This window comes from Bacteroidota bacterium (assembly GCA_016699695.1).
In the GTDB taxonomy this organism is placed as follows: domain Bacteria; phylum Bacteroidota; class Bacteroidia; order Bacteroidales; family UBA10428; genus UBA10428.
The window spans coordinates 2,182,933-2,208,306 of record CP065006.1 but is presented as its reverse complement, the minus strand read 5'-3'; the positions used below and the strand labels follow the sequence as shown (position 1 = coordinate 2,208,306).

24 protein-coding genes are annotated in these 25,374 nt (G+C 40.7%); 15 read left to right on the top strand and 9 right to left on the bottom strand.

The annotated features are described in order from the left end of the window. Positions 1–15: 15 nt before the first annotated feature. Positions 16–480, bottom strand: coding sequence for a ribosome assembly cofactor RimP (gene rimP, locus IPM71_09345; protein ID QQS49823.1), 465 nt, complete (start codon positions 478–480; stop codon positions 16–18). 202 nt (positions 481–682) lie between these two features. Here rimP and IPM71_09340 point away from each other — a divergent pair, with 202 nt between their 5' ends. The 4 genes from IPM71_09340 (at position 683) to lpxA (ending at position 5,268) form a co-directional block, all read left to right on the top strand. Next, positions 683–1,915 (top strand): HD domain-containing protein, encoded by a 1,233-nt coding sequence (locus tag IPM71_09340; GenBank protein QQS52807.1) that lies wholly within the window; start codon positions 683–685, stop codon positions 1,913–1,915. A 37-nt stretch (positions 1,916–1,952) separates the two neighbouring features. Continuing rightward, positions 1,953–2,996: a UDP-3-O-(3-hydroxymyristoyl)glucosamine N-acyltransferase gene (gene lpxD / locus IPM71_09335; protein ID QQS49822.1), complete on the top strand. Its 1,044-nt coding sequence runs from the start codon at positions 1,953–1,955 to the stop codon at positions 2,994–2,996. A gap of 74 nt (positions 2,997–3,070) precedes the next feature. Then, the gene (locus tag IPM71_09330) at positions 3,071–4,465 is read left to right on the top strand and encodes a bifunctional UDP-3-O-[3-hydroxymyristoyl] N-acetylglucosamine deacetylase/3-hydroxyacyl-ACP dehydratase (GenBank protein QQS49821.1); all 1,395 of its coding nucleotides are present in this window, start codon (positions 3,071–3,073) and stop codon (positions 4,463–4,465) included. Between the two features lie 26 nt (positions 4,466–4,491). Then, positions 4,492–5,268: an acyl-ACP--UDP-N-acetylglucosamine O-acyltransferase gene (gene lpxA / locus IPM71_09325; GenBank protein QQS49820.1), complete on the top strand. Its 777-nt coding sequence runs from the start codon at positions 4,492–4,494 to the stop codon at positions 5,266–5,268. 34 nt (positions 5,269–5,302) lie between these two features. Here the strand turns inward: lpxA and thiL are convergent, their stop codons facing one another. Beyond that, entirely contained in the window at positions 5,303–6,334 is a 1,032-nt protein-coding gene (thiL, locus tag IPM71_09320) for a thiamine-phosphate kinase (GenBank protein QQS49819.1), read from the bottom strand. 349 nt (positions 6,335–6,683) lie between these two features. Here thiL and sufB point away from each other — a divergent pair, with 349 nt between their 5' ends. From sufB to IPM71_09290, 6 genes are read left to right on the top strand one after another with little or no spacing between them, the layout of a single operon-like run. Beyond that, positions 6,684–8,132, top strand: coding sequence for a Fe-S cluster assembly protein SufB (gene sufB / locus IPM71_09315; protein ID QQS49818.1), 1,449 nt, complete (start codon positions 6,684–6,686; stop codon positions 8,130–8,132). Between the two features lie 34 nt (positions 8,133–8,166). After that, the gene (gene sufC, locus IPM71_09310) at positions 8,167–8,910 is read left to right on the top strand and encodes a Fe-S cluster assembly ATPase SufC (GenBank protein ID QQS49817.1); all 744 of its coding nucleotides are present in this window, start codon (positions 8,167–8,169) and stop codon (positions 8,908–8,910) included. A gap of 20 nt (positions 8,911–8,930) precedes the next feature. Next, positions 8,931–10,289 (top strand): Fe-S cluster assembly protein SufD, encoded by a 1,359-nt coding sequence (gene sufD / locus IPM71_09305; protein ID QQS49816.1) that lies wholly within the window; start codon positions 8,931–8,933, stop codon positions 10,287–10,289. A 41-nt stretch (positions 10,290–10,330) separates the two neighbouring features. After that, the gene (locus IPM71_09300; protein ID QQS49815.1) at positions 10,331–11,551 is read left to right on the top strand and encodes a cysteine desulfurase; all 1,221 of its coding nucleotides are present in this window, start codon (positions 10,331–10,333) and stop codon (positions 11,549–11,551) included. 29 nt (positions 11,552–11,580) lie between these two features. Next, positions 11,581–12,003, top strand: a complete 423-nt coding sequence (locus IPM71_09295; GenBank protein ID QQS52806.1) for a SufE family protein — start codon at positions 11,581–11,583, stop codon at positions 12,001–12,003. Positions 12,004–12,007: 4 nt separating this feature from the next. After that, positions 12,008–12,340, top strand: coding sequence for a DUF59 domain-containing protein (locus IPM71_09290; GenBank protein QQS49814.1), 333 nt, complete (start codon positions 12,008–12,010; stop codon positions 12,338–12,340). A gap of 50 nt (positions 12,341–12,390) precedes the next feature. On the opposite strand, the gene IPM71_09285 is transcribed toward IPM71_09290, so the two are convergent. From IPM71_09285 to IPM71_09260, 6 genes are all read right to left on the bottom strand, one after another. Beyond that, the gene (locus IPM71_09285) at positions 12,391–12,732 is read right to left on the bottom strand and encodes a T9SS type A sorting domain-containing protein (protein ID QQS49813.1); all 342 of its coding nucleotides are present in this window, start codon (positions 12,730–12,732) and stop codon (positions 12,391–12,393) included. 230 nt (positions 12,733–12,962) lie between these two features. Continuing rightward, a complete protein-coding gene (gene cysK, locus IPM71_09280) occupies positions 12,963–13,874 on the bottom strand; it encodes a cysteine synthase A (protein QQS49812.1) in 912 nt (303 codons plus the stop codon). A 66-nt stretch (positions 13,875–13,940) separates the two neighbouring features. Further along, positions 13,941–14,390 (bottom strand): Rrf2 family transcriptional regulator, encoded by a 450-nt coding sequence (locus IPM71_09275; protein QQS49811.1) that lies wholly within the window; start codon positions 14,388–14,390, stop codon positions 13,941–13,943. Positions 14,391–14,622: 232 nt separating this feature from the next. After that, the gene (locus tag IPM71_09270; protein QQS49810.1) at positions 14,623–15,465 is read right to left on the bottom strand and encodes a serine acetyltransferase; all 843 of its coding nucleotides are present in this window, start codon (positions 15,463–15,465) and stop codon (positions 14,623–14,625) included. A 19-nt stretch (positions 15,466–15,484) separates the two neighbouring features. Further along, complete coding sequence (gene proC, locus IPM71_09265; GenBank protein ID QQS49809.1) at positions 15,485–16,300, bottom strand: pyrroline-5-carboxylate reductase; 816 nt, start codon at positions 16,298–16,300, stop codon at positions 15,485–15,487. A 167-nt stretch (positions 16,301–16,467) separates the two neighbouring features. Beyond that, on the bottom strand, positions 16,468–17,730 hold the full coding sequence (locus IPM71_09260; protein ID QQS49808.1) for a phosphoglycerate kinase: 1,263 nt from the start codon (positions 17,728–17,730) through the stop codon (positions 16,468–16,470). Positions 17,731–17,917: 187 nt separating this feature from the next. Here IPM71_09260 and IPM71_09255 point away from each other — a divergent pair, with 187 nt between their 5' ends. The 4 genes from IPM71_09255 to IPM71_09240 all read left to right on the top strand — a co-directional run bounded on the left by IPM71_09255 (position 17,918) and on the right by IPM71_09240 (position 21,626). Beyond that, on the top strand, positions 17,918–19,045 hold the full coding sequence (locus IPM71_09255; GenBank protein ID QQS49807.1) for a DNA polymerase III subunit delta: 1,128 nt from the start codon (positions 17,918–17,920) through the stop codon (positions 19,043–19,045). A 330-nt stretch (positions 19,046–19,375) separates the two neighbouring features. Next, entirely contained in the window at positions 19,376–19,681 is a 306-nt protein-coding gene (locus IPM71_09250; GenBank protein QQS49806.1) for an isoamylase early set domain-containing protein, read from the top strand. Between the two features lie 245 nt (positions 19,682–19,926). Next, the gene (locus tag IPM71_09245; protein ID QQS49805.1) at positions 19,927–21,240 is read left to right on the top strand and encodes a PKD domain-containing protein; all 1,314 of its coding nucleotides are present in this window, start codon (positions 19,927–19,929) and stop codon (positions 21,238–21,240) included. A 236-nt stretch (positions 21,241–21,476) separates the two neighbouring features. Then, positions 21,477–21,626, top strand: a complete 150-nt coding sequence (locus IPM71_09240) for a hypothetical protein (protein ID QQS49804.1) — start codon at positions 21,477–21,479, stop codon at positions 21,624–21,626. Positions 21,627–21,642: 16 nt separating this feature from the next. Here IPM71_09240 and ung read toward each other — a convergent pair whose 3' ends face one another. Next, positions 21,643–22,341 (bottom strand): uracil-DNA glycosylase, encoded by a 699-nt coding sequence (gene ung / locus IPM71_09235; GenBank protein ID QQS49803.1) that lies wholly within the window; start codon positions 22,339–22,341, stop codon positions 21,643–21,645. A 257-nt stretch (positions 22,342–22,598) separates the two neighbouring features. Between ung and IPM71_09230 the strand changes: the two genes are divergently transcribed. Next, the gene (locus tag IPM71_09230; GenBank protein QQS49802.1) at positions 22,599–25,355 is read left to right on the top strand and encodes a DUF3352 domain-containing protein; all 2,757 of its coding nucleotides are present in this window, start codon (positions 22,599–22,601) and stop codon (positions 25,353–25,355) included. Positions 25,356–25,374 lie beyond the last annotated feature (19 nt).

Genomic DNA, 25,374 nt, shown 5'->3' with positions numbered 1-25,374 from the left:
TTACAGTTATTCCTGTTAAAATTTAATTATTACAAATGCCGATACTATATCGGTATAATTTATTGTTTGTTCCTGTTTTACAGTCTGTTTGCGGTTCGAACCATCAATTTTTACTTTCACTTCGCATTCAAGTGTTACACCTTCCTCGTTGGTACTTAATACCAAACCTTTTAATTTACTTCCTGATTTAAGCTGTATGTCCAGCTCGCGGCCGATGTTTCTTTTGTATTGTTCTTTTACCAGAAGCGAAGAACTTAATCCAGGCGAAGTTACCTCGAGCGAAAAATCTTCCACCTCTCTGTCAAGATTATGTTCGATCAGCCTGCTAAACTGAACACACTCTTCGATGGTAATTCCCGACATGCTGTCTACAACCAGCCTTATCCGATTGGCAGAGGTCACATCAAGCGAAACAACGAAATAATCCCCTTCGGAGAGTTTTCCAGCAATGAGCGAGTGTATTTTATCTTTGCTAATCATAACCTGTAGACAATAAAATAGGGGACTTTTGTCCCCTATCCAAATCTCTTCAAATTTCGCTGCGAAGTTATGAAATATATATTATAAGAACAAAATATTTGCAAAACAATTCATTCTCAGCCAAAAATAACTTTACTTCTGTATTAAAAAACTCATTAGTTTTGAGTGGGTCATTTAACAAAACCTCAGGATGAATCAAGGCATTAATAAACTAAAAATAATCAACGATCCCGTACATGGTTTTATTCGGGTTCCCACTGAGCTGATTTTTGATTTAATCGAGCATCCTGTATTTCAGCGATTAAGACGAATAAAACAACTTGGACTCACCAATTATGTGTATCCTGGAGCAACACATACCCGTTTTCAGCATGCTCTTGGCGCAGTGCATTTAATGAGTCAGGCTATTGCAGTGCTGCGGCAGAAAGGAATTGACATCAATACCGAAGAAGAAGAAGGCGTGTATGTAGCCATTTTGCTGCACGATATTGGCCATGGCCCCTTTTCACATGCATTGGAGCATAGCATTGTACATGGCATTTCGCACGAAGATTTATCAAGCTTTCTGATGCGTAAGCTTAACCAGGAATTTGGTGGCCGGCTGGAAGTGGGAATTAACATTTTTAACAATCGTTACTCCAAGCTTTTCCTTCATCAACTGGTATCTGGCCAGCTCGATATGGATCGTCTGGATTACCTTAAGCGCGATAGTTTCTTTACCGGAGTTACTGAAGGAAACATTGGTACCGACCGCATCATAAAAATGCTCGATGTAATTAACGATCACCTGACCATCGAGGCCAAAGGAATTTATTCGGTCGAGAAATTCCTGATTGCAAGACGGCTGATGTATTGGCAGGTTTATTATCACAAAGCGGTAATAGCTTCAGAGTTTATACTCGAAAAAACCTTACAAAGGGCCAGTCAGCTAGCCCTTTCGGGGAATGATGTATTCGGCACTCCTTCTTTGTCTTTCTTTCTAAATCAGGCTATTACAAAAGAATCTTTCCTTCAAAACACTGAAGAAATTCTCGAAAACTTCCTCGAGCTAGACGATACAGACATATTGGTTTCGGCTAAACAATGGACCAGGCATAGCGACAAAACGCTTCGCATTTTAGCTTCAGGAATTATTAACCGTCAACTTCCAAAAGTACAATTGAGCAAAACACCGTTTAATTCCAACCAAATAAACACGCTTAAGCATAAAGCCGGAGAATATTTTCAAATCGAAGAAGAAGAAATAAAGTATCTTGTGGCATCCGACACCATTTCTAACAGCGCCTATACCGACCGCGACGATAAGATATTAATCTCCTTTCACAACAATGAAGTGAAGGATATTGCTGAAGTATCTGACATAATTAACCTCTCTTATCTGAACGAGACTGTGACGAAGTATTATATATGCTACCCAAAAGAATGCAGCATTTAAGAGAAAATACCTACTTTTAACGCCAAAAAAACAACGTATGGAATTTAATGCCAAAGCAATAGCCGATTTCCTTAAAGGTACTGTAGAAGGAAATCCGGAAATAAAGGTAAGCAATGTAAGCCCAATCGAAAATGGTCAGCCGGGGACCCTTTCCTTTCTGGCCAATCCAAAATATGCCAAATACGTTTATACTACCGAAGCGTCGATTGTTTTGGTAAGTAAGGATTTTAAAGCAGAGCAAACAGTAAAAACCACCCTGGTCCGCGTAGATGATGCCTATAAAGCTTTCGCCATGTTACTGGACCTTTATCAGCAATCTCTTCCACAAAAAATCGGTATTGAACCTCAGGCATCCATCAGTAAAACAGCCAGTATTGGCGATAAATGTTACATCGGAAATTTTGCTTACATAGGCGAGAACTCAGTGATTGGCAATAATGTAAAGATTTACCCCCAGGTATACATAGGTGATAACGTTAAAATTGGCGATAATACCATCCTTTATCCGGGTGTGAAAATTTACCTTGGATGCCAGATAGGTAAAAATTGCATCGTTCATGCAGGTGCAGTAATCGGATCCGACGGTTTTGGTTTTGCTCCTACTGAAGAGGGCGAATACAAAAAAATACCTCAGCTAGGTATAGTTGTATTGGAAGATGATGTGGAGGTTGGTGCCAATACAACCATCGACCGTGCCACCATGGGTATTACCATTCTCAAGCAGGGTGTAAAACTCGACAACCTGATACAGATAGCCCACAATGTAGAAGTTGGAGAACACACTGTAATGGCCTCTCAAACTGGTATCTCTGGCTCAACGAAAGTAGGCCCGCATTGCATGTTTGGAGGTCAGGTTGGTGCTGCAGGCCATATTACCATCGCCAAAGGTGTAAAAGTAGGTGCCCAGGCTGGTATAGCCAACCATATAAAAACTGAAGGTGCCACTATAATCGGAACACCTGCATTTGATTTCCGGGAAGCCACACGTTCCTTTGCTGCGTTTAAAAACCTTGGCGATTTAGTGAAACGTGTAAACCAACTCGAACAGGAACTTAAAAAACTTAAAGAGAACAATCAATAGGGCCCTTGCGTTAATTAGAGAGTTTTTTATAACTTGCGCACGCAAAAATTAAAAGGAACAATCAAAAGAATTGTATGTCCGAAAAGCAAAAAACCATTGCCAATTCAGTAAGTATTACAGGTAAAGGTCTTCACAGCGGAGTAGATGTGCTTGTTACTATTATACCGGCCGAACCGGATTTTGGATACCAGTTTGTGCGCACCGACCTCGAAAACAGACCGGTCATTAATGCTCTGGCATCCAATGTGGTTAGTACCGCCCGGGGAACAACCTTGCAGGAAAACGGAGCACAGGTAATGACCATCGAACATCTTCTGGCAGCCCTCTTTGGAATGGATATCGACAATGCCCTCATAGAAGTCTCAGGTCCCGAAATACCAATTCTTAACGGCAGCTCCAAACCCTATGTTGAATTAATAGAAGCTGTAGGGCTGAAGGAACAAAAAGCAGAACGCACTTACTACGAGATTAAAGAAAAAATTACCTATACCGACGGCAAAGGCGTTGACATTGCCATCTATCCCGACGATCATTTTAGCATAGATGTGCACATCGATTACAACTCAAAAGTTCTAGGCCCACAATATGCCTCTCTGCGCAAGCTCTCTGATTTTAAAGATCAGATATCAGCTTGTAAAACATTCGTGTTTCTGCACGAAATAGAATTCCTTGCAGCCAATAACCTGATTAAAGGTGGCGACCTCGACAATGCCCTGGTAATTATGGACAAGGCTATAGGCCAGGAAGAACTTGACCGTTTGGCCGATTTATTTAACAAACCACATATCAGCGTTAGGCCAGAAGGCTACCTGAACAATACCGAATTGGTTTTTCAAAACGAACCCGCAAGGCATAAATTGCTTGATGTTGTAGGTGACCTTTCGCTTATTGGTACTCGAATAAAAGGCAAAGTCATTGCGCGTAAGCCAGGTCACCACGGCAATACGGAAATGGCCAAAATTGTTCTGAAATTAATCAAACAAGAACTCCATAAACCCCTGCCCCCGGCTTTTGATAAAAATGCCAAACCGGTATTGGATATTATCGCTATAAAAAAAATTCTTCCGCATCGTCCGCCTTTCCTGTTAGTGGATAAAATCACCTATATGGACAAGGATACCATTTGTGGTATTAAAAATGTGACCATGAATGAACCTTTTTTTGTAGGTCATTATCCCGACGAACCGATCATGCCAGGTGTATTGCAGATTGAGTCGATGGCTCAATGTGGGGGAATTTTATTGCTAAGCGGCGTACCCGATCCGGAAAAATACCTTTTGTATTTTCTTAAAATCGAAAACATCAAATTCAAACATAAAATTGTTCCAGGCGATACTTTAAACATCCGGATGAAATTACTTGGCCCTGTGAAAAGAGGAGTTGCTTTTACTTATGGAGAAATCTTTGTGGGTGACACCCTGGCTGTTGAAGGGAATTTTGTTGCCCAGCTAGCTAAAAAACCTGAATAAGCGATTGAAAAGCAAAGTGTTATAATATGAATAAATTATCAAGCGTACATCCCGAAGCCAAAATTGGCGAAAATGTCATCATCGAAGCATTTGCCTACGTAGCAAAAGATGTTGTAATAGGTGATGGCACCTGGATTGGTCCAACCGCAGTAATTATGGACGGCGCCAGAATCGGTAAAAATTGTAAGATTTTTCCGGGAGCCGTTGTCTCTGCCATTCCACAGGATTTGAAATATCAGGGAGAAAATACCACGGCCGAAATTGGCGATAACACAACCCTTCGCGAATGTGTAACTGTAAACAAAGGTACAGCAGCCAAGAATAAAACTGTTGTTGGAAACAATTGCCTTATCATGGCCTATGCCCATGTGGCACACGATTGTATCCTCAAAAACAATGTAATCATTGGCAACAGTGTTAACCTGGCTGGCGAAGTAGAAGTTGATGACTTTGCTATTGTAAGCGCCATGTCTGGTGTTCACCAATTTGTAAGAATTGGTAAACACGCTTTTGTTCAAGGGGTAAGCAAGGTGGGAAAAGATGTGCCTCCTTATGTGCTGGCAGGTCGCGATCCGCTCAGCTATGCCGGACTTAATTCGGTTGGACTGCGCCGCAAAGGCTTTACTAACGATCAAATAAACGAAATTCAAGAGTTTTACCGCACTATTTATCAGAAAGGAATGAATACCTCAGATGCCATTAAACATATCGAGGAAAACTTTGCTGATTCGACTTATAAAACCGAGATTGTTACTTTTATTAAGAACTCACCACGTGGAATCATAAAAGGGCTGCTTGATTAAGCAGCCTTTTTTTATATAGGGTATTTAACAAGTCCTATTGCAAGCCATTCCACCCCATGGCTTTTAGTTCTAACAGACTTCCGTCTGAAGCAACAAGGTATTTGCCCTGTTCTTGCGATACAATATGGCCAATAACCGATACCTTGTTCCAATTCTGCACCTTTTCGTAATCACTTAAGGAGATTGTAAACAAAAGTTCATAATCTTCGCCCCCATTTAATGCTATTGTAGTAGGTTCGAGGTTAAACTCTTCCGCAGCCGTTTGAACTTCGTCAGAAACTGGTATTTTATCAAGGTAAACCATGCAACCCACCGCCGATTGTTTGCACAGATGCATCAACTCCGAAGACAAACCATCAGAAATATCAATCATGGAAGTTGGTTGCAGATTGCGCTGGAGCATTTCATTAATAATGTCTTTTCGGGCTTCTGGTTTCAGGTGGCGTTCAAGTACATATTCAAATCCGGTTAAATCAGGTTGTGCCGACTTAGTTTCGGTAAAAATGCGCTTCTCGCGCTCGAGTAGTTGTAAACCCATATAGGCAGCCCCCAGGTCGCCCGAAACACAAACTAAATCATTTGGTTTGGCACCACTTCGATACACCACCCGATTGGGTTCAACCCTGCCAATGGCAGTTACACTGATGGTAAGCCCTGTTAAAGAACTTGTGGTATCTCCACCCACCAAATCAACCTTGTAATGTTCGCAGGCCAGTTTTATTCCATCGTAAAGCTCTTCGATCATATCCACCTTAAACTTCGACGAAACCGCAATGGAAACCAATACCTGTTGAGGCTGAGCATTCATGGCATATACATCAGAAAGATTAACCACTACTGCCTTGTAGCCCAGGTGCCTGAGGGGTGTATAAACCAAATCGAAATGAATGCCTTCAGTAAGTATATCTGTGGTTACAACCAGATTTTCATTGCTACTTTCCAGCACAGCAGCATCATCACCAATTCCCTTTAAACTGGTACTATGCTTTAAAACAATGTTTTGTGTAAGCAAATCAATGAGTCCAAACTCACCTAATTCAGAAATATCCCTTACTTTTTCTGTCATTTATCTCAGTTTATCCATTAAAATATTGCTCCATCGAAGCCTAAACACCTGCAAAGGTAGAAAGAAAACGCTTAGGTGGTTGCGGCAGATAGTTTGGGTGATGTTATTAAAATAACAATGCATTTGTTTCTTCTGGCATTATTGATATTCATTCTCAATAAGATTTAGTATCTTTGTCGTTATTTAGATTAATTCTAAATAAGAATACAACAATCAATTATCTCAATTCTAAGGTAAAATCGGACTCTAACCGCTAAACAAGAGCAAGAAAAGATTGTTATTAAAGAGAAAAGAACACATAGCCTCATGGAAATAGATTGAGGCTGAATGATAAATTGGCAGAAGAACAATGAGCACGGAAAACGACAGGATAATAACCGAAATAACTGAGAACGATTACAAATATGGATTTGTAACCGACATCGAAACAGAAACCATCCCAAAGGGACTGAATGAAGACGTTATTCGATTAATCTCCGGCAAAAAAAACGAACCGGAGTGGATGCTGGAATTTCGACTTAAAGCTTACCGTTACTGGTTAGGAATGAAAATGCCCGAATGGGCACACCTAAAATTACCTGTAATTGACTTTCAGGATATCATTTATTATGCAGCACCCCGTAAGCGGCCTAAATATAGCAGTCTCGACGAAGTAGATCCTGAATTACTCGACACCTTTAAACGGCTCGGTATTCCGCTTGATGAACAAAAGCACCTTGCCGGAGTGGCTGTAGATGCAGTTATGGACAGTGTCTCGGTAAAGACCACTTTCCGGGAAACCCTGGCTGAAATGGGTATCATCTTTTGCTCTTTCAGCGAAGCGGTTGCAGAACATCCGGACCTGGTGAAAAAATTCATGGGTTCGGTAGTACCTTATACCGACAACTATTTTGCTGCACTTAATTCGGCTGTATTCTCCGACGGATCATTTTGCTACATACCAAAAGGTGTACGCTGCCCTATGGAGCTTTCTACCTATTTCAGAATTAATGCCGCCAACACGGGCCAGTTCGAAAGAACACTCATTGTAGCCGACGACGATAGTTATGTAAGCTACCTCGAAGGCTGCACCGCTCCACAGCGTGACGAAAACCAGCTTCATGCAGCCATTGTAGAGATCATTGCGCACGAAAACGCCGAAGTAAAATACTCCACGGTACAAAACTGGTATCCTGGCGACAAAAACGGCAAGGGAGGTATCTACAACTTTGTAACCAAGCGCGGAATTTGTAAAGGCGATAACTCAAAAATATCATGGACCCAGGTAGAAACAGGTTCTGCTATTACCTGGAAATATCCAAGTTGCATATTAAAGGGAGACAATACTGTTGGTGAATTTTATTCGGTAGCTGTTACCAACAACCATCAGCAGGCCGATACCGGCACCAAGATGATACACATTGGAAAGAATTCCAGAAGCACCATTATCTCGAAAGGCATATCGGCCGGGTTAAGCCAAAATAGTTATCGCGGTCTGGTGAAAGTAATGAAGAATGCCTCAGGAGTGCGTAATTTCACACAATGCGATTCACTGCTCCTTGGCGATCAATGCGGAGCACATACCTTTCCATACCTCGAAATCGACAACGAGTCTGCCATTATTGAACATGAAGCTACCACCTCGAAAATTGGCGAAGACCAGATATTCTATTGCAACCAGCGTGGAATAGATACCGAGAATGCAATCGGGCTCATAATAAATGGTTATACCAAAGAAGTACTTAACAAATTACCCATGGAATTTGCAGTAGAGGCTCAGAAACTTTTGCAAATAAGCCTCGAGGGAAGTGTGGGATAAGCTGAATTTAGTAATATAGAAATACAATTATACAATGCTTAAGATAAATAACTTACATGCCTCCATCGAAGGAAAAGAAATCCTGAAAGGAATTGATTTGGAGGTAAAAGCCGGCGAAGTGCATGCCATTATGGGTCCCAATGGATCGGGAAAAAGTACGCTGGCTGCCGTACTTGCCGGACGTGAAATTTTTGAGGTAACCCAGGGTAGCGTTGAATTTATGGGAAAAGACCTGTTGGATATGGCCCCTGAAGATCGGGCCCGCTTTGGACTTTTCCTGGGCTTTCAGTACCCGGTTGAAATACCTGGAGTTTCGATGGTGAATTTCATGAAAACAGCCATTAACGAGCAAAGAAAATACCACAACCTCGAACCCCTATCTGCCACTGATTTTCTGAAACTCATGCGCGAAAAGAAAGAAGTGGTAGAAATTACTTCAAACCTCACAAACCGATCGGTAAACGAAGGCTTTTCTGGAGGAGAGAAAAAACGAAATGAAATATTTCAGATGGCCATGCTCAATCCAAAACTGGCGATACTCGACGAAACTGATTCAGGACTTGATATCGATGCCCTGAGAATAGTTGCCAGTGGAGTAAACAAGCTTCGTTCAAAGGAAAACGCGACCATTGTAATTACGCACTACCAACGCTTGCTCGAATACATTGTACCCGATTTTGTGCATATTCTCTACAAAGGGAAAATAGTAAAATCGAGCGGCAAAGAGTTGGCACTCGAACTCGAAGAAAAAGGATATGACTGGATCAAAGAGCAATAAACTCTTTAAAACACCGACTCATGACAAAATTAGAAAGCCTTCAGCATGAGCTGATTGAACTCTATAAGAACAATACCCGGGAGATAAGCATTCAGGATACCCCGCTGATGTTGCATCATCGCAATCAGGCTTTCAAGAATTTTCAGCAATTGGGAATTCCAACACGCAAGACTGAAGCTTATAAATATACTAACCTCGAACAATACCTGATAGGTGAGGAATACGACTACGAGCTTGCTCCGATGAACTTCGAAGCCAACCTTGACGATATATTTCACTGCGATATCCCTGAACTTGCCACGCACATAGCCCTTGTTCTAAACGGATTTTACTACAAACACAACCGTGCAGTGAATCTTCCGGAAGGGGTAATTTTATGTGGGTTGGCAGAAGCTGCCAAAAAATACCCTGAATTAATAGATAAGCACTATGGTAAATATGCCAATACCTCCTCGGAGAGCCTTACGGCATTAAGTGGTATGTTTGCCCAGGATGGTGTTTTTCTGTATGTGCCGAAAAATAAAATCATCGAAACCCCTATACAGATTATTAATGTGGGGTACTCTTTTAAAAACCTTCGTATTAACAGGCGAAACCTTATAATTGCCGAAGAAAACTCACAGGTTTCTGTGTTGTTTTGCGATCATACCCTCTGCGGAAAAAGCTTTATCACCAACTCGCTCACCGAAATATATGCCGGACCAAATGCCCGGATTGAGTTTAACCGCATGCAAAACCAGAACAGCCATTCGTCTCATATCTCAAATACTTATATACATCAGGAAGCCGCAAGTCAGGTTACAAGCAACACCTTATCGCTTCATGGGGGAATGATAAGGAATAACATCTATGTGAAACTCGATGGCGAACATGCAAGCAACAACACCTACGGGCTTTTTCTGGCCGATGGAAACCAGCACATGTCGACATTTACAGACATACACCACGCCAAACCACATTGCACCAGTACTCAGCTAGTAAAGGGGATTCTGGATGCAAACGCTACCGGATCTTTCAACGGCAGAATTATGGTTGACAAAGGTGCCATTAAAACAGAAGCTTACCAGCGAAATAACAACATACTCATTTCGCCTAATGCCCGCATGAACACCAAACCTCAGCTTGTGATATACAACGACGATGTAAAATGCAGTCATGGTGCTACCATTGGTCAAATGGATGAGAATGCCCTTTTCTACCTGCGCACCCGGGGAATTGGTTACAACGAGGCCCGCCACTTGCTGATGTATGCTTTTGCCAATGAAGTAATCAGCGCCATCAAACTCGATGCTTTGCGGGAGCGTTCCATTGACATGGTCGACAGAAGGCTGAACGGTGAGCTTGGTGCCTGCGAAAACTGCAAAATGAACTACAACTAAAAGATTCAAATGAATCAACTGGCTTTAATAATACAATGCTAATGTTCGATGTAAAAAAAATAAGGGACGATTTCCCTGTACTGCAACAAAAAGTTCATGGTAAACCGCTCGTTTATTTCGACAACGGGGCTACTACCCAGAAGCCCGTGCAGGTCGCCCGGGCTGTTCAGGATTATTATACTCTTAAAAACAGCAGCATACATCGTGGTGTGCACGTTCTAAGCAGCCAGGCTACCGACGATTATGAAAAAGCACGCGAAACAGTGCGTGATTTCTTACATGCACGAAGCAGCGATGAAATAATATTTACCAGCGGCACAACCGGTTCAATTAATTTACTGGCCTTTTCTTTCGGAGAAAAATTCATACAAGAGCACGACGAAATACTTGTAACAGAAATGGAACATCATGCCAATATTGTTCCCTGGCAAATGTTGTGTGCACGAAAAAACGCCCTGCTCAAAGTAATTCCCTTTAACAACGACGGAACTCTTCAAACCGAAACCATCGATTCTCTCATTACTGATAAAACCAAGCTGCTATCTCTCACGCATGTTTCCAATGTATTGGGCACCATCAATCCAATAAAAGACATTATCGAACTGGCTCACAAACGAGGGGTGCCGGTATGCATCGATGCAGCCCAATCGGTGCAACATATTCCCATCGATGTACAAAGCCTGGATTGCGATTTCCTGGTGTTTTCGGGACACAAAGTTTATGGACCCACAGGCATTGGGGTATTTTATGGAAAAGAAGAATACTTAAAAAAGATGCCCCCCTACCAGGGTGGAGGCGATATGGTGGATAAAGTAAGCTTCGAAACCACAAGCTTTAACCAGATCCCACTCAAATTCGAAGCCGGCACGACCAATTACATTGGAGCTGTTGGTCTGGCCGAAGCCATAAAATACATTCAAAAGACAGGCTTGGATGCAATTGCGGCTCACGAGCATGAACTTTTAAAATATGCCACCCAGCGCTTCAACCAGTTAGGAGGAATTAAGATATTTGGTTCAGCCAAAGACAAATCTTCTATTATCTCCTTTTTGATAGAAGGCGTTCACCCGTTGGATGCGGGAATGATCTTTGACAAAATGGGAATTGCAGTGAGAACCGGAACACATTGTGCGCAGCCTATTATGCAACACTACCAGGTAGATGGAATGATTCGGGCCTCATTGGCATTTTACAACACCAAAGAAGAGATTGATTATCTTTGCAAGGGAATTGAACAGGTTAAATTAATGTTCAAAGAATAATCACTAACTAATTAAGCCCTGTGACTACCATTACCAATATTGAAACAGAAATTATTAACGAGTTTGAAGTGTTTGACGATTGGATGGATCGGTATAACTACCTAATTGAAATCAGCAGAGATCTGCCTTTGATCGATTCGAAATACAAAACCAACGAATACATCATTCAGGGATGCCAATCGAAAGTATGGCTCAATGCCGATTACATCGATGGGAAAGTGTTTTATACTGCCGATAGCGATGCCATCATTACAAAAGGAATAATCACACTTTTAATCAGGGTTTTGTCGGGTCAGACACCGAAGGCTATTATGGATGCGAAGCTTGAATTTATCGATGCCATCGGATTGCGCGAAAACCTTTCGCCTACCCGAGCAAACGGCTTGCTTTCGATGGTAAAACAGATGAAGCTTTATGCCATTGCATACAATGCTAAATACAGCAATAACTAATCAAATGGAAAGCAATAGTTCTATCAACCAAATACTTCAGCTCGAAGCAAACCTCGTAATGGTGCTCCGCAGCATCTACGATCCGGAGATTCCGGTAAATATTTACGATCTGGGGTTAATTTACGATATCGAAATAGACGAAGAACGCAAAGTGGAAATTCGCATGACTTTAACCGCTCCAAATTGCCCGGTAGCTGACAGTATCTTAATGGAAGTCCAGCAAAAAACCGCAGCGGTGGAGGGAATTACTGCTAGTGAAGTTAAACTTGTTTTTGATCCGCCTTGGGATCAGTCGATGATGACTGAGGAGGCTAAACTCGAGCTGGGAATGCTATAAAAAAAAGCGCCGGTGACCACCGACGCTTTTTTGCCCTAACTAATTAGTTCCTATTTTAGAAGAACTCTTTTTGTAATTACACTTCCGTTACTAAGTTTTACCTGCACAATAAAGAGGCCTTTTTCGGAAATATCCAAATCAACCTCCACAGTTTTCTGATTCAGGTAGGCCGAAGCAAAAACCTGCTGGCCTAATACATTCACAATTTTTATTTCATCAATACCCTGGTTCGATTGAACTGTAAACTCGCTGCCCAACACAGGATTAGGATAAACATTCACTTCGGTACCGTTGTCGTTTAATGCCAGGTAAATATTGCCGGCAGCCAACGAAATGGCACTTATGCTAAGCAATAGTAAGAAAATGAATGATATTTTAGAAAATTTGGACATAGTTTACACTTAACAATTATCGTGCCGGCTTATATTTTGCACTGGCAAGTTTAAATTCCATTCTCTCATGCAATATTACGGCTTATCGGTGAAACTAGTTATAAAAATTATGGCTTTTTTTCAAATACTTCGAATAATTGTTTGAGAGTTTATTTGTGAAATGGCTATTTCCAAAGAAAAAGGTAAGCCATCAATGACTTACCTTTTATAACTCTTTAAGGATTTTACTATTAGTATAAACCTTCGATAGAAAGGTAGCGTTCGCCTGTATCGTAATTAAAGCCAAGAATAACAGCACCTGTTTTGATCTCTGGTAATTTCTTAGCTATAGCAGCCAAGGTAGCACCCGAGGAGATTCCAACAAACAGTCCTTCTTCTTTGGCAGCTCTCTGTGCAAATTTAATCGCATCGTCCTTCGATACCTGAATCACGCCGTCGAGTAGGTTAGTGTGTAGGTTCGCAGGTATAAAACCAGCACCAATACCCTGAATAGGATGTGGTCCGGGTTGACCACCGCTGATTACCGGAGACAATTCAGGCTCCACCGCAAACACTTTTAGATTCGGGAATTTCTCTTTTAACACAGCGGCTACACCTGAAATATGTCCACCCGTTCCTACACCGGTTATTAAGTAATCGATCCCCTGAGGAAAATCGGCTAGTATTTCCTGAGCAGTTGTATCCTTATGTACTTGCACGTTCGAAGGATTGTCGAACTGAGAAGGAATCCAGGAATTCTTGATTGTTTCAGCCAGTTCCTTTGCTTTTTCAATAGCTCCCTTCATACCTTTTTCACGGGGCGTTAATTCTAATTCAGCTCCATGGGCTGCCATAATGCGCCGCCGCTCCACTGACATGGATTCGGGCATTACCAAAATAAGTCTGTATCCTTTAACCGCAGCAACAATCGAAAGCCCAATACCGGTATTACCCGAGGTAGGCTCTATAATTACCGAACCGGTTTTTAATATCCCTTTTTTTTCAGCATCCTCAACCATTGCAAGTGCTATGCGGTCTTTGATACTGCCACCCGGGTTTACTCTCTCCAACTTAACCCAAACTTCAGTATTTCCCCCAAACAGTCTGTTTATCTTTAGGTGGGGGGTTTTTCCAATTGTCTCTAAAATGCTATTTGCTTTCATATTGTAGGTTTTAATAAAATGCTAAAAATTGCTCGCGCACTAAATCAAAAAAGAATCCAAATAAGACTAAATTTCATATAATTCCAGTTTCTCATCGCGCTGTTTCATGGCTTTTTGCTTGTCGCTCAACTCTTTCAGATTTACTGAACTTAGATGTTCGATAATTGCTTTGTTTAAACCGCACCATAGATCTTTTGCGGCACAATTATGCGCATTAACACATTCTCCATCCTCACCAATGCAATCGACAATTTGCATGTCAGGTTCGAAAGCTTTATATATGTCATAAACACTTATCTCTTCAGGATTTCGAGCCAGGCGATAGCCGCTTTTACGACCTTCGACATTGCTTATTAAACCTTTCGTTTTTAAGGCCGATACAATGTGATCGAGGTATTTATAAGAAATGCGCTGACGCTCAGAGATTTCTTTCTGGTACAAGCCCTTTCCACCCCAATCCATGGCCAATTCAATCATTGCCCGAATACCGTAACGAGTTTTTGTGTTTAGCTTCATTCTATCTTTCCTATTTCATTTGTAGGGTAAAAGTAGATAATTAAACCAAAAAAACCAAAAATGGTTCAATAATTATTTCGACCGGGTTTACATTCGGTCATATTAAAAGAAATAGCTATTACCAAAATGAAGGATAGCAAAAGAGAGCGCACGATAGATTTACTTTTATCCCGAAAGGCGCAGACTGCCGATCGAAGTGCATCCTGGAAAAGAAATTAAATGAAGAGAATATTTAAATTACAAAGTTGATAGGTTCAATATCCTTATTCTTGCTGTCGCGCACCACTGTTTTACTCTCATGATAGACAACACTATAAGCAGGAACACTTTTTGTGAGCCAAACGTTACCACCTACCACTGTACCTTTGCCAACTACGGTATCGCCACCCAGAATGGTGCTTCCGGAATAAATGATTACATCGTCTTCGATTGTAGGATGCCGCTTGCGGCCCTTCATCGATTTCTCGACACAGATTGCACCCAGTGTTACACCCTGATAAATCTTAACCCGATTGCCAATGGAGGTAGTTTCACCAATTACGATTCCCGTTCCATGATCGATAAAAAAGTCCTTTCCAATACTCGCTCCAGGATGAATGTCCACCCCCGTTTTGCTATGCGCGAACTCAGCCATCATGCGAGGTAAAAAGGGTACTTTAAACTGATAGAGCAAGTGTGCCATACGGTAGACAGAGATGGCATAAAAACCCGGGTAATAAAGCACAACACTCTCAATAGAGCGGGCTGCAGGATCGAAATCCAGAAAATTATAGGCATCCTCCATCAGGCTTTTATACACTTCGGGCATGGCAGAAAAAAAATCATCGGAAATCTGTGAAATGGGTTTCTCAAGTATCTCCTCCATTGGGCCCACCAAATCGCGAAAATCAATTTGCAATTGAGCAAGGGTCAATTCAATTTGCGGAAGTGAACATTTTCTATCGACCTTAAAAGGAAATAAAAAATTAATTAAGTTATCTGTAAACGCATGCGCTTTGAGCATGGAAGGCACTGAGGTTTTAAAAATGCCATGCTGTTCGTACAAAAATTCAGCAAATTTGTTATCGATTTTCATGCCGGTCAATTTTTTAAGTCTATTCCGATTTTTTGGTTTTCATAAGGTCCAGCTTATTGAAAGAAGTGAGCAAACCTTTAATCACTGCCGAGCTAAAACCCTGATGTTCCATCTCATTCAATCCCGAAATGGTAACTCCCATTGGGGTAGTCACTTTATCAATTTCTTTCTCCGGATGATTGTTACTTTCGAGTATTAATCGGGCTGCCCCCTTAATGGTTTGAGCAGTAATAAGTTGAGAAACCTCGGCCCCAAATCCTATTTCGATACCACCTTGCGACATAGCACGCATAAAACGCAATGCAAAGGCGATACCACAGGCTCCGACTACTGTTGCAGCTCCCATTAACTCTTCATTAATTACTATAGTCTCACCGAGTTGATCAAAGAATTCCTTTACCTTCTTTTCCGATTCCTTCGACTCGCCATCACCCGAAATACAGGTCATGGAATCGCATAAGGCAATGGCAGTATTGGGCATAGCTCTTACGATGGAAACGCCAGGCAGAGATTCTTTTAGCTGCGCAATAGAAACTCCAGTAATTACTGACACTACGAGTGGTTTAGAAGCAACAATATGCTCAGCTACTTCAGCAAGAAGTGAATTGATCTGGTGAGGCTTCACAGCCAATATTATAAGACTTGCATCCTTCACAGCCTTATCGTTTTCGGCCATTACTACAATGCCTATCTCTTTTAATTTATCAAGCAGATGCACTCTTCGACGGGTAACTTTTATGTGATTAGCCTGGGTAATGCCTGCACTGATTATCCCCTGTGCAATTGAAGAACCCAGGTTGCCCCCACCTAAAATTGCAATTTTCTCGAAACTCATATTGATCTAATTTTGATTGTTTTCCTTAGTCTTAAATCAAATTTCACCCTTTGATGCCAGAGAGTGGGTTGGCTATTTACACTTAGGCCAAAAAGAGAAGATAAAAACCCCGGACTGGTGTAAAAATAACCAATCCGGGGGATTATCAAAAGGTAATGTAATTCTCTTTATTCGCCTCGGATTGCAAGAATTCCCGGCAAGGCTTTACCTTCCATGTATTCTAGCATGGCACCTCCACCGGTTGACACATATCCCACTTTATCGGCTAGCTTATTTTTATTCACAGCAGCAACTGAATCGCCACCACCAACCAGTGTAAAGGCACCCTTGGAGGTAGCCAGTGCAAGCGCTTTTGCAATGGCAGAAGTTCCTTTCGAAAACTTATCCATTTCAAAAACACCCATCGGACCATTCCATAACACTATTTTCGAATCGGCAATTACCTGTGAGAAAGTGGCAATGGATTCGTCCGCAATGTCAAGCCCCATCCAACCATCAGGAGTTTCGTTGGTTTTTGAGATTGAAGTATTAGCATTGGCATCGAAGGCATCTGCATTCACTGCATCGGTTGGCAAATACACTTTTACATTGTGCGCCTTGGCTTCCTGAAGAATTTCAAGAGCAAGGTCCAGCTTATCTTCTTCACAAAGTGATTTTCCTATCTTTCCGCCTTGGGCTTTAATAAAGGTATAAGTCATACCACCACCGATGATAAGGTTATCGATGGTAGGAAGAAGCCTTTTGATAATAAGAATTTTATCGGATACCTTTGCACCACCCATAATGGCTGTTTTGGGTTTATCTGCCGATTTAATAACCTTATCCATTGCTTCAAGTTCCTTCACGATAAGGTACCCAAACATTTTATCCTTCACATCGAAATGATCGGCAATTAGGGCTGTTGAACCATGGGCGCGGTGAGCAGTACCAAAAGCATCGTTCACGTAAACATCGGCATAACTAGCCAGGGTAGCTACAAAATTCTTTTGGCTTTCTTTCACTCTAGCCTTACCAGCCTTTTTTTCTTCTTCGCTGGCATCTTCTGCCAGTCGCGGCTTTCCTTCTTCTTCTTCGTAAAAACGAAGGTTCTCCAACAAGAGAATCTCACCGCTTTTAAGTGCATCAGCCATTGGCTTTGCCTTCATGCAATCGTCGCAAAAAAGAATGTTTTTGCCACCCATTAAAGCTTTAAGTGCAGGAATTACATGTTGAAGCGATGATTTTTTCTCTGGACCAGCTTTTGGGCGACCCAAATGCGACATAAGAATCACTGAACCACCATCTTTTAATATTTTATTGATGGTTGGCAATGCGCCACGTATACGTGTATCATCGGTTACTTCAAAGGTTTCTTTGTTAAGCGGCACATTAAAGTCGACTCTTACAATGGCTCTTTTGCCAGCAAAATTATAATTATCAATTAGTTGCATACAATAAACTTTTTGGTTTTACATTTTGAAGCACAAAGGTAAGAAAACTTATTAAACTGATTGATATCAGTTTTAGCGGTATTGTTATAAACTTCACAATAATATTTACTCTGAAAGCAAATCTAAATTTGAGATACTGCATTTTAAAGAAAAGTCAATTCTTTCGCTAATTTTGAAAGCTTAAAATATGCTTTTTAATCAGGTAATAGGACAAGATCGGGTAAAAGACCATTTGAGGCAGTCGGTGACAGCAGGCCGGATACCTCATGCCCAATTATTTTTTGGTCCCGAAGGTTCAGGCACTCTCCCCTTAGCCATAGCCTATGCGCAATACATAGCCTGCACAAACCGTTCGAAAGAAGATTCATGCGGTGTATGTATCAGTTGTAAAAAGTTTGCGCACTTATCACATCCTGACTTGCATTTTGTATACCCTGTCAACACTTCAAAGGAAGTAAAGAAAGATCCGACAAGTGACGATTACCTGCCACTCTGGCGTGAAACATTGCTTCAAAACCCTTATTTTCTTTCCTCAAGGTGGTATAACTTAATGGAAATAGAAAACAAGCAAGCACTTATTTCGCGCAACGACAGCGAAGCCATTATACGCAAACTAAACCTTAAATCGTTCGAGAGCGACTATAAATTTCTCATCCTGTGGCTACCAGAAAAAATGCATTCCGCTGCAGCAAACATGCTTCTTAAATTGGTAGAAGAACCTCCGGAGAAAACTATTTTTCTGATGATTTCAGAAATTCCTGAGCAAGTGTTAATTACCATTTCCTCACGCACCCAACCCGTAAAATTGTCGAAAATCGACCACGACGAACTTGCGAATTATTTAGTTGAAAAACACCACCTTCCGCCTCCTCAAGCCACAAATGTAGCACGGTTGGCAGGTGGTAGTTTGATTGCCGCCCAGGAAATACTCGAAACTTCGGAAGAAACAGCCTTCCAATTTGAGCAATTTGGAATATTTATGCGCCTGTGTTACAAGGGTGCCATACCTGAAATAAATATCTGGGTGGAGGAGATGGCAAGCATCGGTCGCGAAAGGCTGAAAGGCTTTTTCAAATATGCCTTAAAACTGGTGCGCGAAAACTTCATAAAAAACCTCCAAAACAATGATCTACTTTACCTCTCAAATGAAGAAGAAGCCTTTTCTGAAAAATTTCATCCTTTTGTGAATGGCCGCAATATTATCGATATTTGCCATGAGTTTACCTCATCTAGTGCTGACATTGAGCGAAATGCCAATGCAAAGATTGTTCTGTTTGATATGGCCCTGAAAATGATACGACATATTCGCAAATGAAGCTCCCCTCAGCATGCTGACGGGGTACCTGCAAAGGATTTTATTTTATTCGCCACAAGAGGCGGGGTATTTACTAGCGCACCCGCTTTCAGTCCCGATTAAATCGGGATTCGACTATAAAATTTCATTTCGTGAACTCATGAAATTTAAGTCTCACGAATAAAAGCCCATTTTGAAAAACATGGCCTTTCGGTTCAACTTTTATCTAATAAGCCTTGAGAATTAATAAATTTTTAGTGTTTATTCATTCATAAATTGCTATTTTAAGGGTAAATTTGCATTGTTCGTTGAAATTAATTTCGAATTTAAACAACCTAAAAACTAAACAATATGAGTCTTTCGAAAAAGTACCTGGCCACAAAGCCCGAATGCAAGGTTACCTTTAAACTGGATCAGCCTGCAGCAAATGGATTTTCAGAAGTCTACCTGGTGGGCGATTTTAATAACTGGGATCGCCTTGCCAACCCGATGAAGAAACTTAAAGGTGGGGAGTTTTCGGTTACCCTCAACCTGGAAACAGGCAAAGAATACCAATATAAGTATTTTGCCGATCAGGCAAAGTGGATAAATGACCCCGAACCAGATAAATTGACTACCAATGAATTTCAGGGTCAAAATTGTGTTATTTGCCTATAAGTTTTAGCCTGAATAAAAAACATCAAGCTGTCAGAAATCTGACAGCTTTTTTTATCCCTTTTTTATCGATACTTTCTTTACGCAACCGATAATAAAAGCTAAAATAAATTATCGCCTTTGGTGTATCCTATTTTGCTCCAATCGATAAAAAGTTTCCGTTGCCCTTAACTATTGGCCAGTTTATCAAAAACATATGACGGCTACCGCTTCTAATCGTTACTTTCAGTATCGATTTGACAGGAAACATGTTTTTTACAGCTCACAATAACCCGAATAGATTAATCCAAATTGCATTATTAATAGTGCTATTCTTTGGCATTGTTTCGTGCGAGCAGGAGACAGAAAACACAATAGTCAATTCAGCCAATTTCGACATCCCAGTCGTTACTACAACAAACCAAGCTGTTTCATTAATTAGTCTGAGTCACTCTCAGGGTTCGCAAGTGCAATGGACCGTGAGTGATGGGAACGTATATGAGCTTCCACAAGCCTCGCATACCTTCGCCTCCGCCGGAAAGTATACTATTCTGCTCGAAGTCTTTTTAAACAACAAACTAAATTCTTCCATTGAGAAACAGATCGAAGTGCTTGATAATGGAAGCATATTAAAATCTGATTCGTACCTCAAAGCCAACTATGCTGTTTTCACAGGACAATCCATACTTTTAAGTGTAAATAAGTCTGGCCAGTCAGGCGAAATAGCAAAGGAAATTTTTTACTTGCTCAACACTAAACTCAAAGCAGAAAACCGATTTGAAAATACTGCCGATTTAAAAGAATCTCTTGGAGAATCGAACTTTCTGGGTGATTCTATCCTGGCAATTAACATGACTGAAACAGGATCGAAGAGTTTTCTGTTTTACAAATCGTCGGACCAAAATGACTTATTCGAAACAAGTCAAAGCAACCCGATCGATTACAACGAAGGAATTCTTTTTACAGGATTCAATGCACAAGGAAATTTTAAAATCGATTTTTTTGATGAAACACGCATTAAAGTATGGACAAAAGTATTTTCCCAGCCTAATGCGTCGACAAAACCCTTCCTTTTTAACCTCAACAATAAACTTTACTACCTGAATTTTAATGCTTCTGAAAAAACGGTATTTATAGAAAAATTTAAAAACCCAAGTGTAGTTTTCGAGTCAAAAACCATCCCTCTTTCTGAAACCGAAATGGAATGGGACCAATTGCTTTTTGTGATTAAAAACCCCTTACAAAACAGTATCGACTTTGCCGTGTATTCCAAAAAAAATAACACCACTTCGCTTTATCGTTTCGACGAAAACTGTGCGCTAAGCAAAATAGGTGGAATCGATAAATATTTTGCCGTTCATCCGGAAAACGACCTTTTGGGAGAATCCTTCCTTGTAAAAGACGGCAATAAGCTTATCCGATACAATACAAACTGGAACTTTATTGAGGAAAAAGCAGTAAGCGAGAGAGATTTTGGTTACTGTCAGCTTGGAGACAACCTTTATATGGTATTCGAAAATCTGAGCACAGGCCAAATAAGGCTTTCTTATATCGACAAACACTTTAATCCAGTATTCTTTTAGTATCTTTTCGAATGAAGCTCCCCGCAGCAAGCTGACGGGGTCTATTAAAAGGATTTTATTTTATTCGCCTCAAGAGGCGGGGTATTTACCCGCGCACCCGCTTTCTGTCCTGATTTAAATCGAGATTCGACTATAAAATCTCATTTCGTGAACTCATGAAATTTAAGTCTCACGAATAAAGTAAGGGTAAAATTGCTTTAGTGTGTGTTAGAAGCAGAACGCAAAAAACTCACACCATGAAAAAGATTCAACTTTTAAAAGCCTCGGTAATTATTTTTTCTCTGCTGGTAGCTTTATTGGCACAGTATACCGAAAACAAAAGATCTGAAAAAATACAGCAAGCATACAAAGCCCTGGCTGAAAAGAACATAACTGATCTTAATTAAGCAAGCTGAATTGCTTTCAGGCAAATATTCCACCTTCGCCCGGGTTCCAATCAATAGTGGCTAAACCCTGTTTCAACAGCAATTCGTTAGTTTTCGAGAAATGTTTGCATCCAAAAAAACCCTGATAGGCCGATAATGGTGATGGATGAGCTGCCAGCAGCACAAAGTGTTTTTTCTGGTCAATCAGGCTAAGTTTCTGCTGGGCAAAGCGACCCCATAACAAAAATACAATCCCGTTTTTCTGTTCCGAAAGTTTGCAGATAATTGAATTTGTAAACAGCTCCCAACCTCTCCCTTGGTGAGAACCAGCCTGATTGGCTCGCACAGTAAGGGTGGAATTGAGTAACAATACTCCCTGCGAGGCCCATTTTTCGAGGTTTCCGTGATGTGGAACCGGTATGCTACAGTCAGTTGAAAGTTCTTTATAGATGTTTACAAGCGAAGGGGGTGGTTTGATACCAAATGGCACCGAAAATGAAAGGCCATGTGCCTGATCCGGGCCATGATAAGGATCCTGCCCAAGCAGCACCACGCGCACCTGATCAAAGGGAGTTCGGTCTAAAGCATTAAAAATGAGGTTTCCTTTTGGATAAACAATATAGGAATTCCTTTCAGTGACTAAAAACTCCTTTAGCTTTAAAAAGTAGGGAGACTCAAATTCATCCTTTAATACTTGTTTCCAGCTTTCGTGCAATTTTGGGGTAATTGAATTCATATTATTATTCATCCAAATAAGGCATAATCATTTTATAAACTGAATTGACAAAAGAGTGAATACTTTTTATAAAATTGAGCCATGCAATAATAGTAAACTTAAGTCAAAGGGGCTTGTAAAAATGGTTTGGGGTTAAAATAACATGCCTGCACTTTAAGCTCCATTATTAATAAACCCCGATGCAGTGCACTGTTAGTAAATGAAAAAAAAACAAAGCCCCCTATTTCGTATTTTTGAAAAAACAACCAAAAAACTGCATGGAACGGAAGGTGCTGATTTTAGGTATTATTTTAACCATTTGCGTTTCGATCTTAATTGGCATTCTAGTTATTTATTCGGGTACCAAAACTGAAGCAAACCCGCTTAAGCTAATTCCACAAGATGCTGCGTATATACTAAAGCTTAATGGCTTTGGCATTGCGAGCCAACTCGACCAGGAAGAAATAGTCGTCTGGAACGACTTATGCACTATTGAGGCCTTCGAACGAATTGACCACGAACTTTTTCTACTCGATTCACTTATTGACGAAAATGGAAAATTTGGGAAACATGTTACAAGTAATACCCTCTATGTATCGGGCCATTTCTCAGGCTCAAACAAGGTTCATCATCTTGTATTATTGAGCCTCCCTTATAATCTAAGCGAAAGGGAGGTGCGTCAATACCTTCATCACAATCAATCGAAACTAATCAGCGACTTCTCAGAACGTCGCTACGAGGGCAAAACAATTTATTCCATTAGCCTTACTAACAAAAGAGTTATTGCGTTAGCCCAAATAAACGGCTTTCTGGCTTATAGCAATTCGCCGGTTATTATTGAAGATGCTATTCGACAATCTACTCGAAATGAATCCTTACTCGACAAGCCTGATTTTGAAAAAATTACAAGCACTTCAGGATTAAATAAACAAGCAAATCTGTACATCGATTTTAGCCAGGCAGGAAAGATATTCTCGCTCATCAGTCACAGCAATTTATCGGAGGCAGCCAAAAAATATAAAAATCTGGGTCTTTGGGCTTCTCTCGACCTGAATATTAAAAACAACCTGTTAATGCTAAATGGGTTTTCGCAGAATCAGGAAGGGAATGAAAACTTAATCGGCATGGTATCGCAAGGCCGTCCTGTGCCAATCACTATTGACAAGGTGCTACCAGCCTCTACAGGATCTTTTCTGGCCTTTGGCATTTCTGAAGCAGAGAAATCTTACAGGAATTACATGGTCTATTTAAAAGCTTGTGGAAAATACGATACTTATCAGGCCAACCTGGCCAATATGAATTCGAAATACGGTCTCGATTTTGAACAGTTTTTTCTGAAAATTATTGATAATGAGCTTGGTGTAGCCTCAGTAAATTTTAAGAGTGATGCCCCTGCCATAAATTACCTTGTGTTAAAATGTAAAAGTGGCAGTGAGGCCGAAAAGGAGTTGCAGCACCTTACTGAAAAAATTAGCCAGATCAATCCCGAGGCAGGAGTTCAAACTTACAGCCCAGACAATATCCTTCAATTTCCAGTATACAAGATTCCGATCACACCGCTTTTCGGCCGTATATTAGGCAACTTTTTTCAGCTTGCAGAAGAGTGTTATATGGTGTTATTGGATAATTACCTGGTCGTTGCTCCAAGTCATGATGAAGCCTCTCAGTTTGTATATCAGTATGTTCTGCAGAAGACTCTTGCCAACGACGAGATTTACCGCGATTTTGCCGATAATCTGACCATTCACAGCTATATGCTGGGTTATATTAACGTGAGCCGTTCGAACCACTATTTTTCAAAGCAGTTAAGCCCGGAATTCAATCAAAAGTGGGCTCAGCTACGCAGCGATTTAAATTCGGTACAAGCCTTTGGTTTTCAGATGAGCGAAGTAAGCAAATTGCCTTATCTGAATGTATTTATAAAGCATTTTGCCAACTATCGTGGAAAACCTAAAACCATTTGGGAAAGCCTGCTCGACACTACCCATAGCAGCAAACCCGTTTTTGTGGTTAACCATCTTACCAACCAAAATGAAATATTTGTTCAGGATGACAAACATTCCATCTATCTTTTAAACCAGGCCGGACGAATTCTTTGGAAACAACCTCTAAACGAAAAGATTAATTCTGAAATTGTACAGATCGACTTTTACAAAAACAAAAAACTACAAATTGTTTTTAGCACCGAAAACTATTTACATATTATAGATCGTAATGGCAATTACCTGGAAAAATATCCTGTCAAGCTCCGCGAAAAAGCTACCGCCGGTGTTTCCGTTTTCGATTACGAAGGAAGCAAAGAATACCGATTTTTTATTCCGTGTGCCGACCGTAAAATATATGCCTACACAAAAGAAGGCACTCTTATTCCTGGCTGGAAATTTAATGGTGTAGACCATCCAATCGAACAATCTATTCGTCACTTCAGAATAGAAAACAAAGATTTCATTGTATGTGCCGATAACCATCGCGTTTACATGCTCGACCGACAGGGGAATGAAAGAGTGCAGACCAGTGTGGCAGTTCAAAAATCTGCAAATAACGATATATACCTGCACGATGGTGGAAGTTTGCAGGCATCATACCTGGTAACCACTTTAAAAAATGGCACCATTGTAAAAATCTATTTCGATGGTAGAACAGAACAGCAATCTTTCGATGAATTCTCGGAAAAACACCATTTCGACTACAAAGATGTAAATGCCGACGGAAAGAATGACTATATTTTTCTCGATAATAATAGCCTGCAGGTATTTGACCATCAAGGAAAAAGCCTTTTTAGAAAAGATTTCAAGAGCGAAATTACCGAAAAACCTGTATACTATCATTTCTCCTATACCAATAGAAAAATAGGTCTGGTATCGGTAAAAGATGAAAAGATATTTCTTGTAAACAACAATGGCGAATTGTATAAAGATTTTCCGCTGGAAGGGCGTACACTATTCTCTATAGGCTATTTCGATGTTAGCACGAATAGTTTTAACCTGATAGTAGGAGGAAGAAACAACTTTTTATACAACTATGCCGTAGAATAGGTATTTTAATCTCTGAATG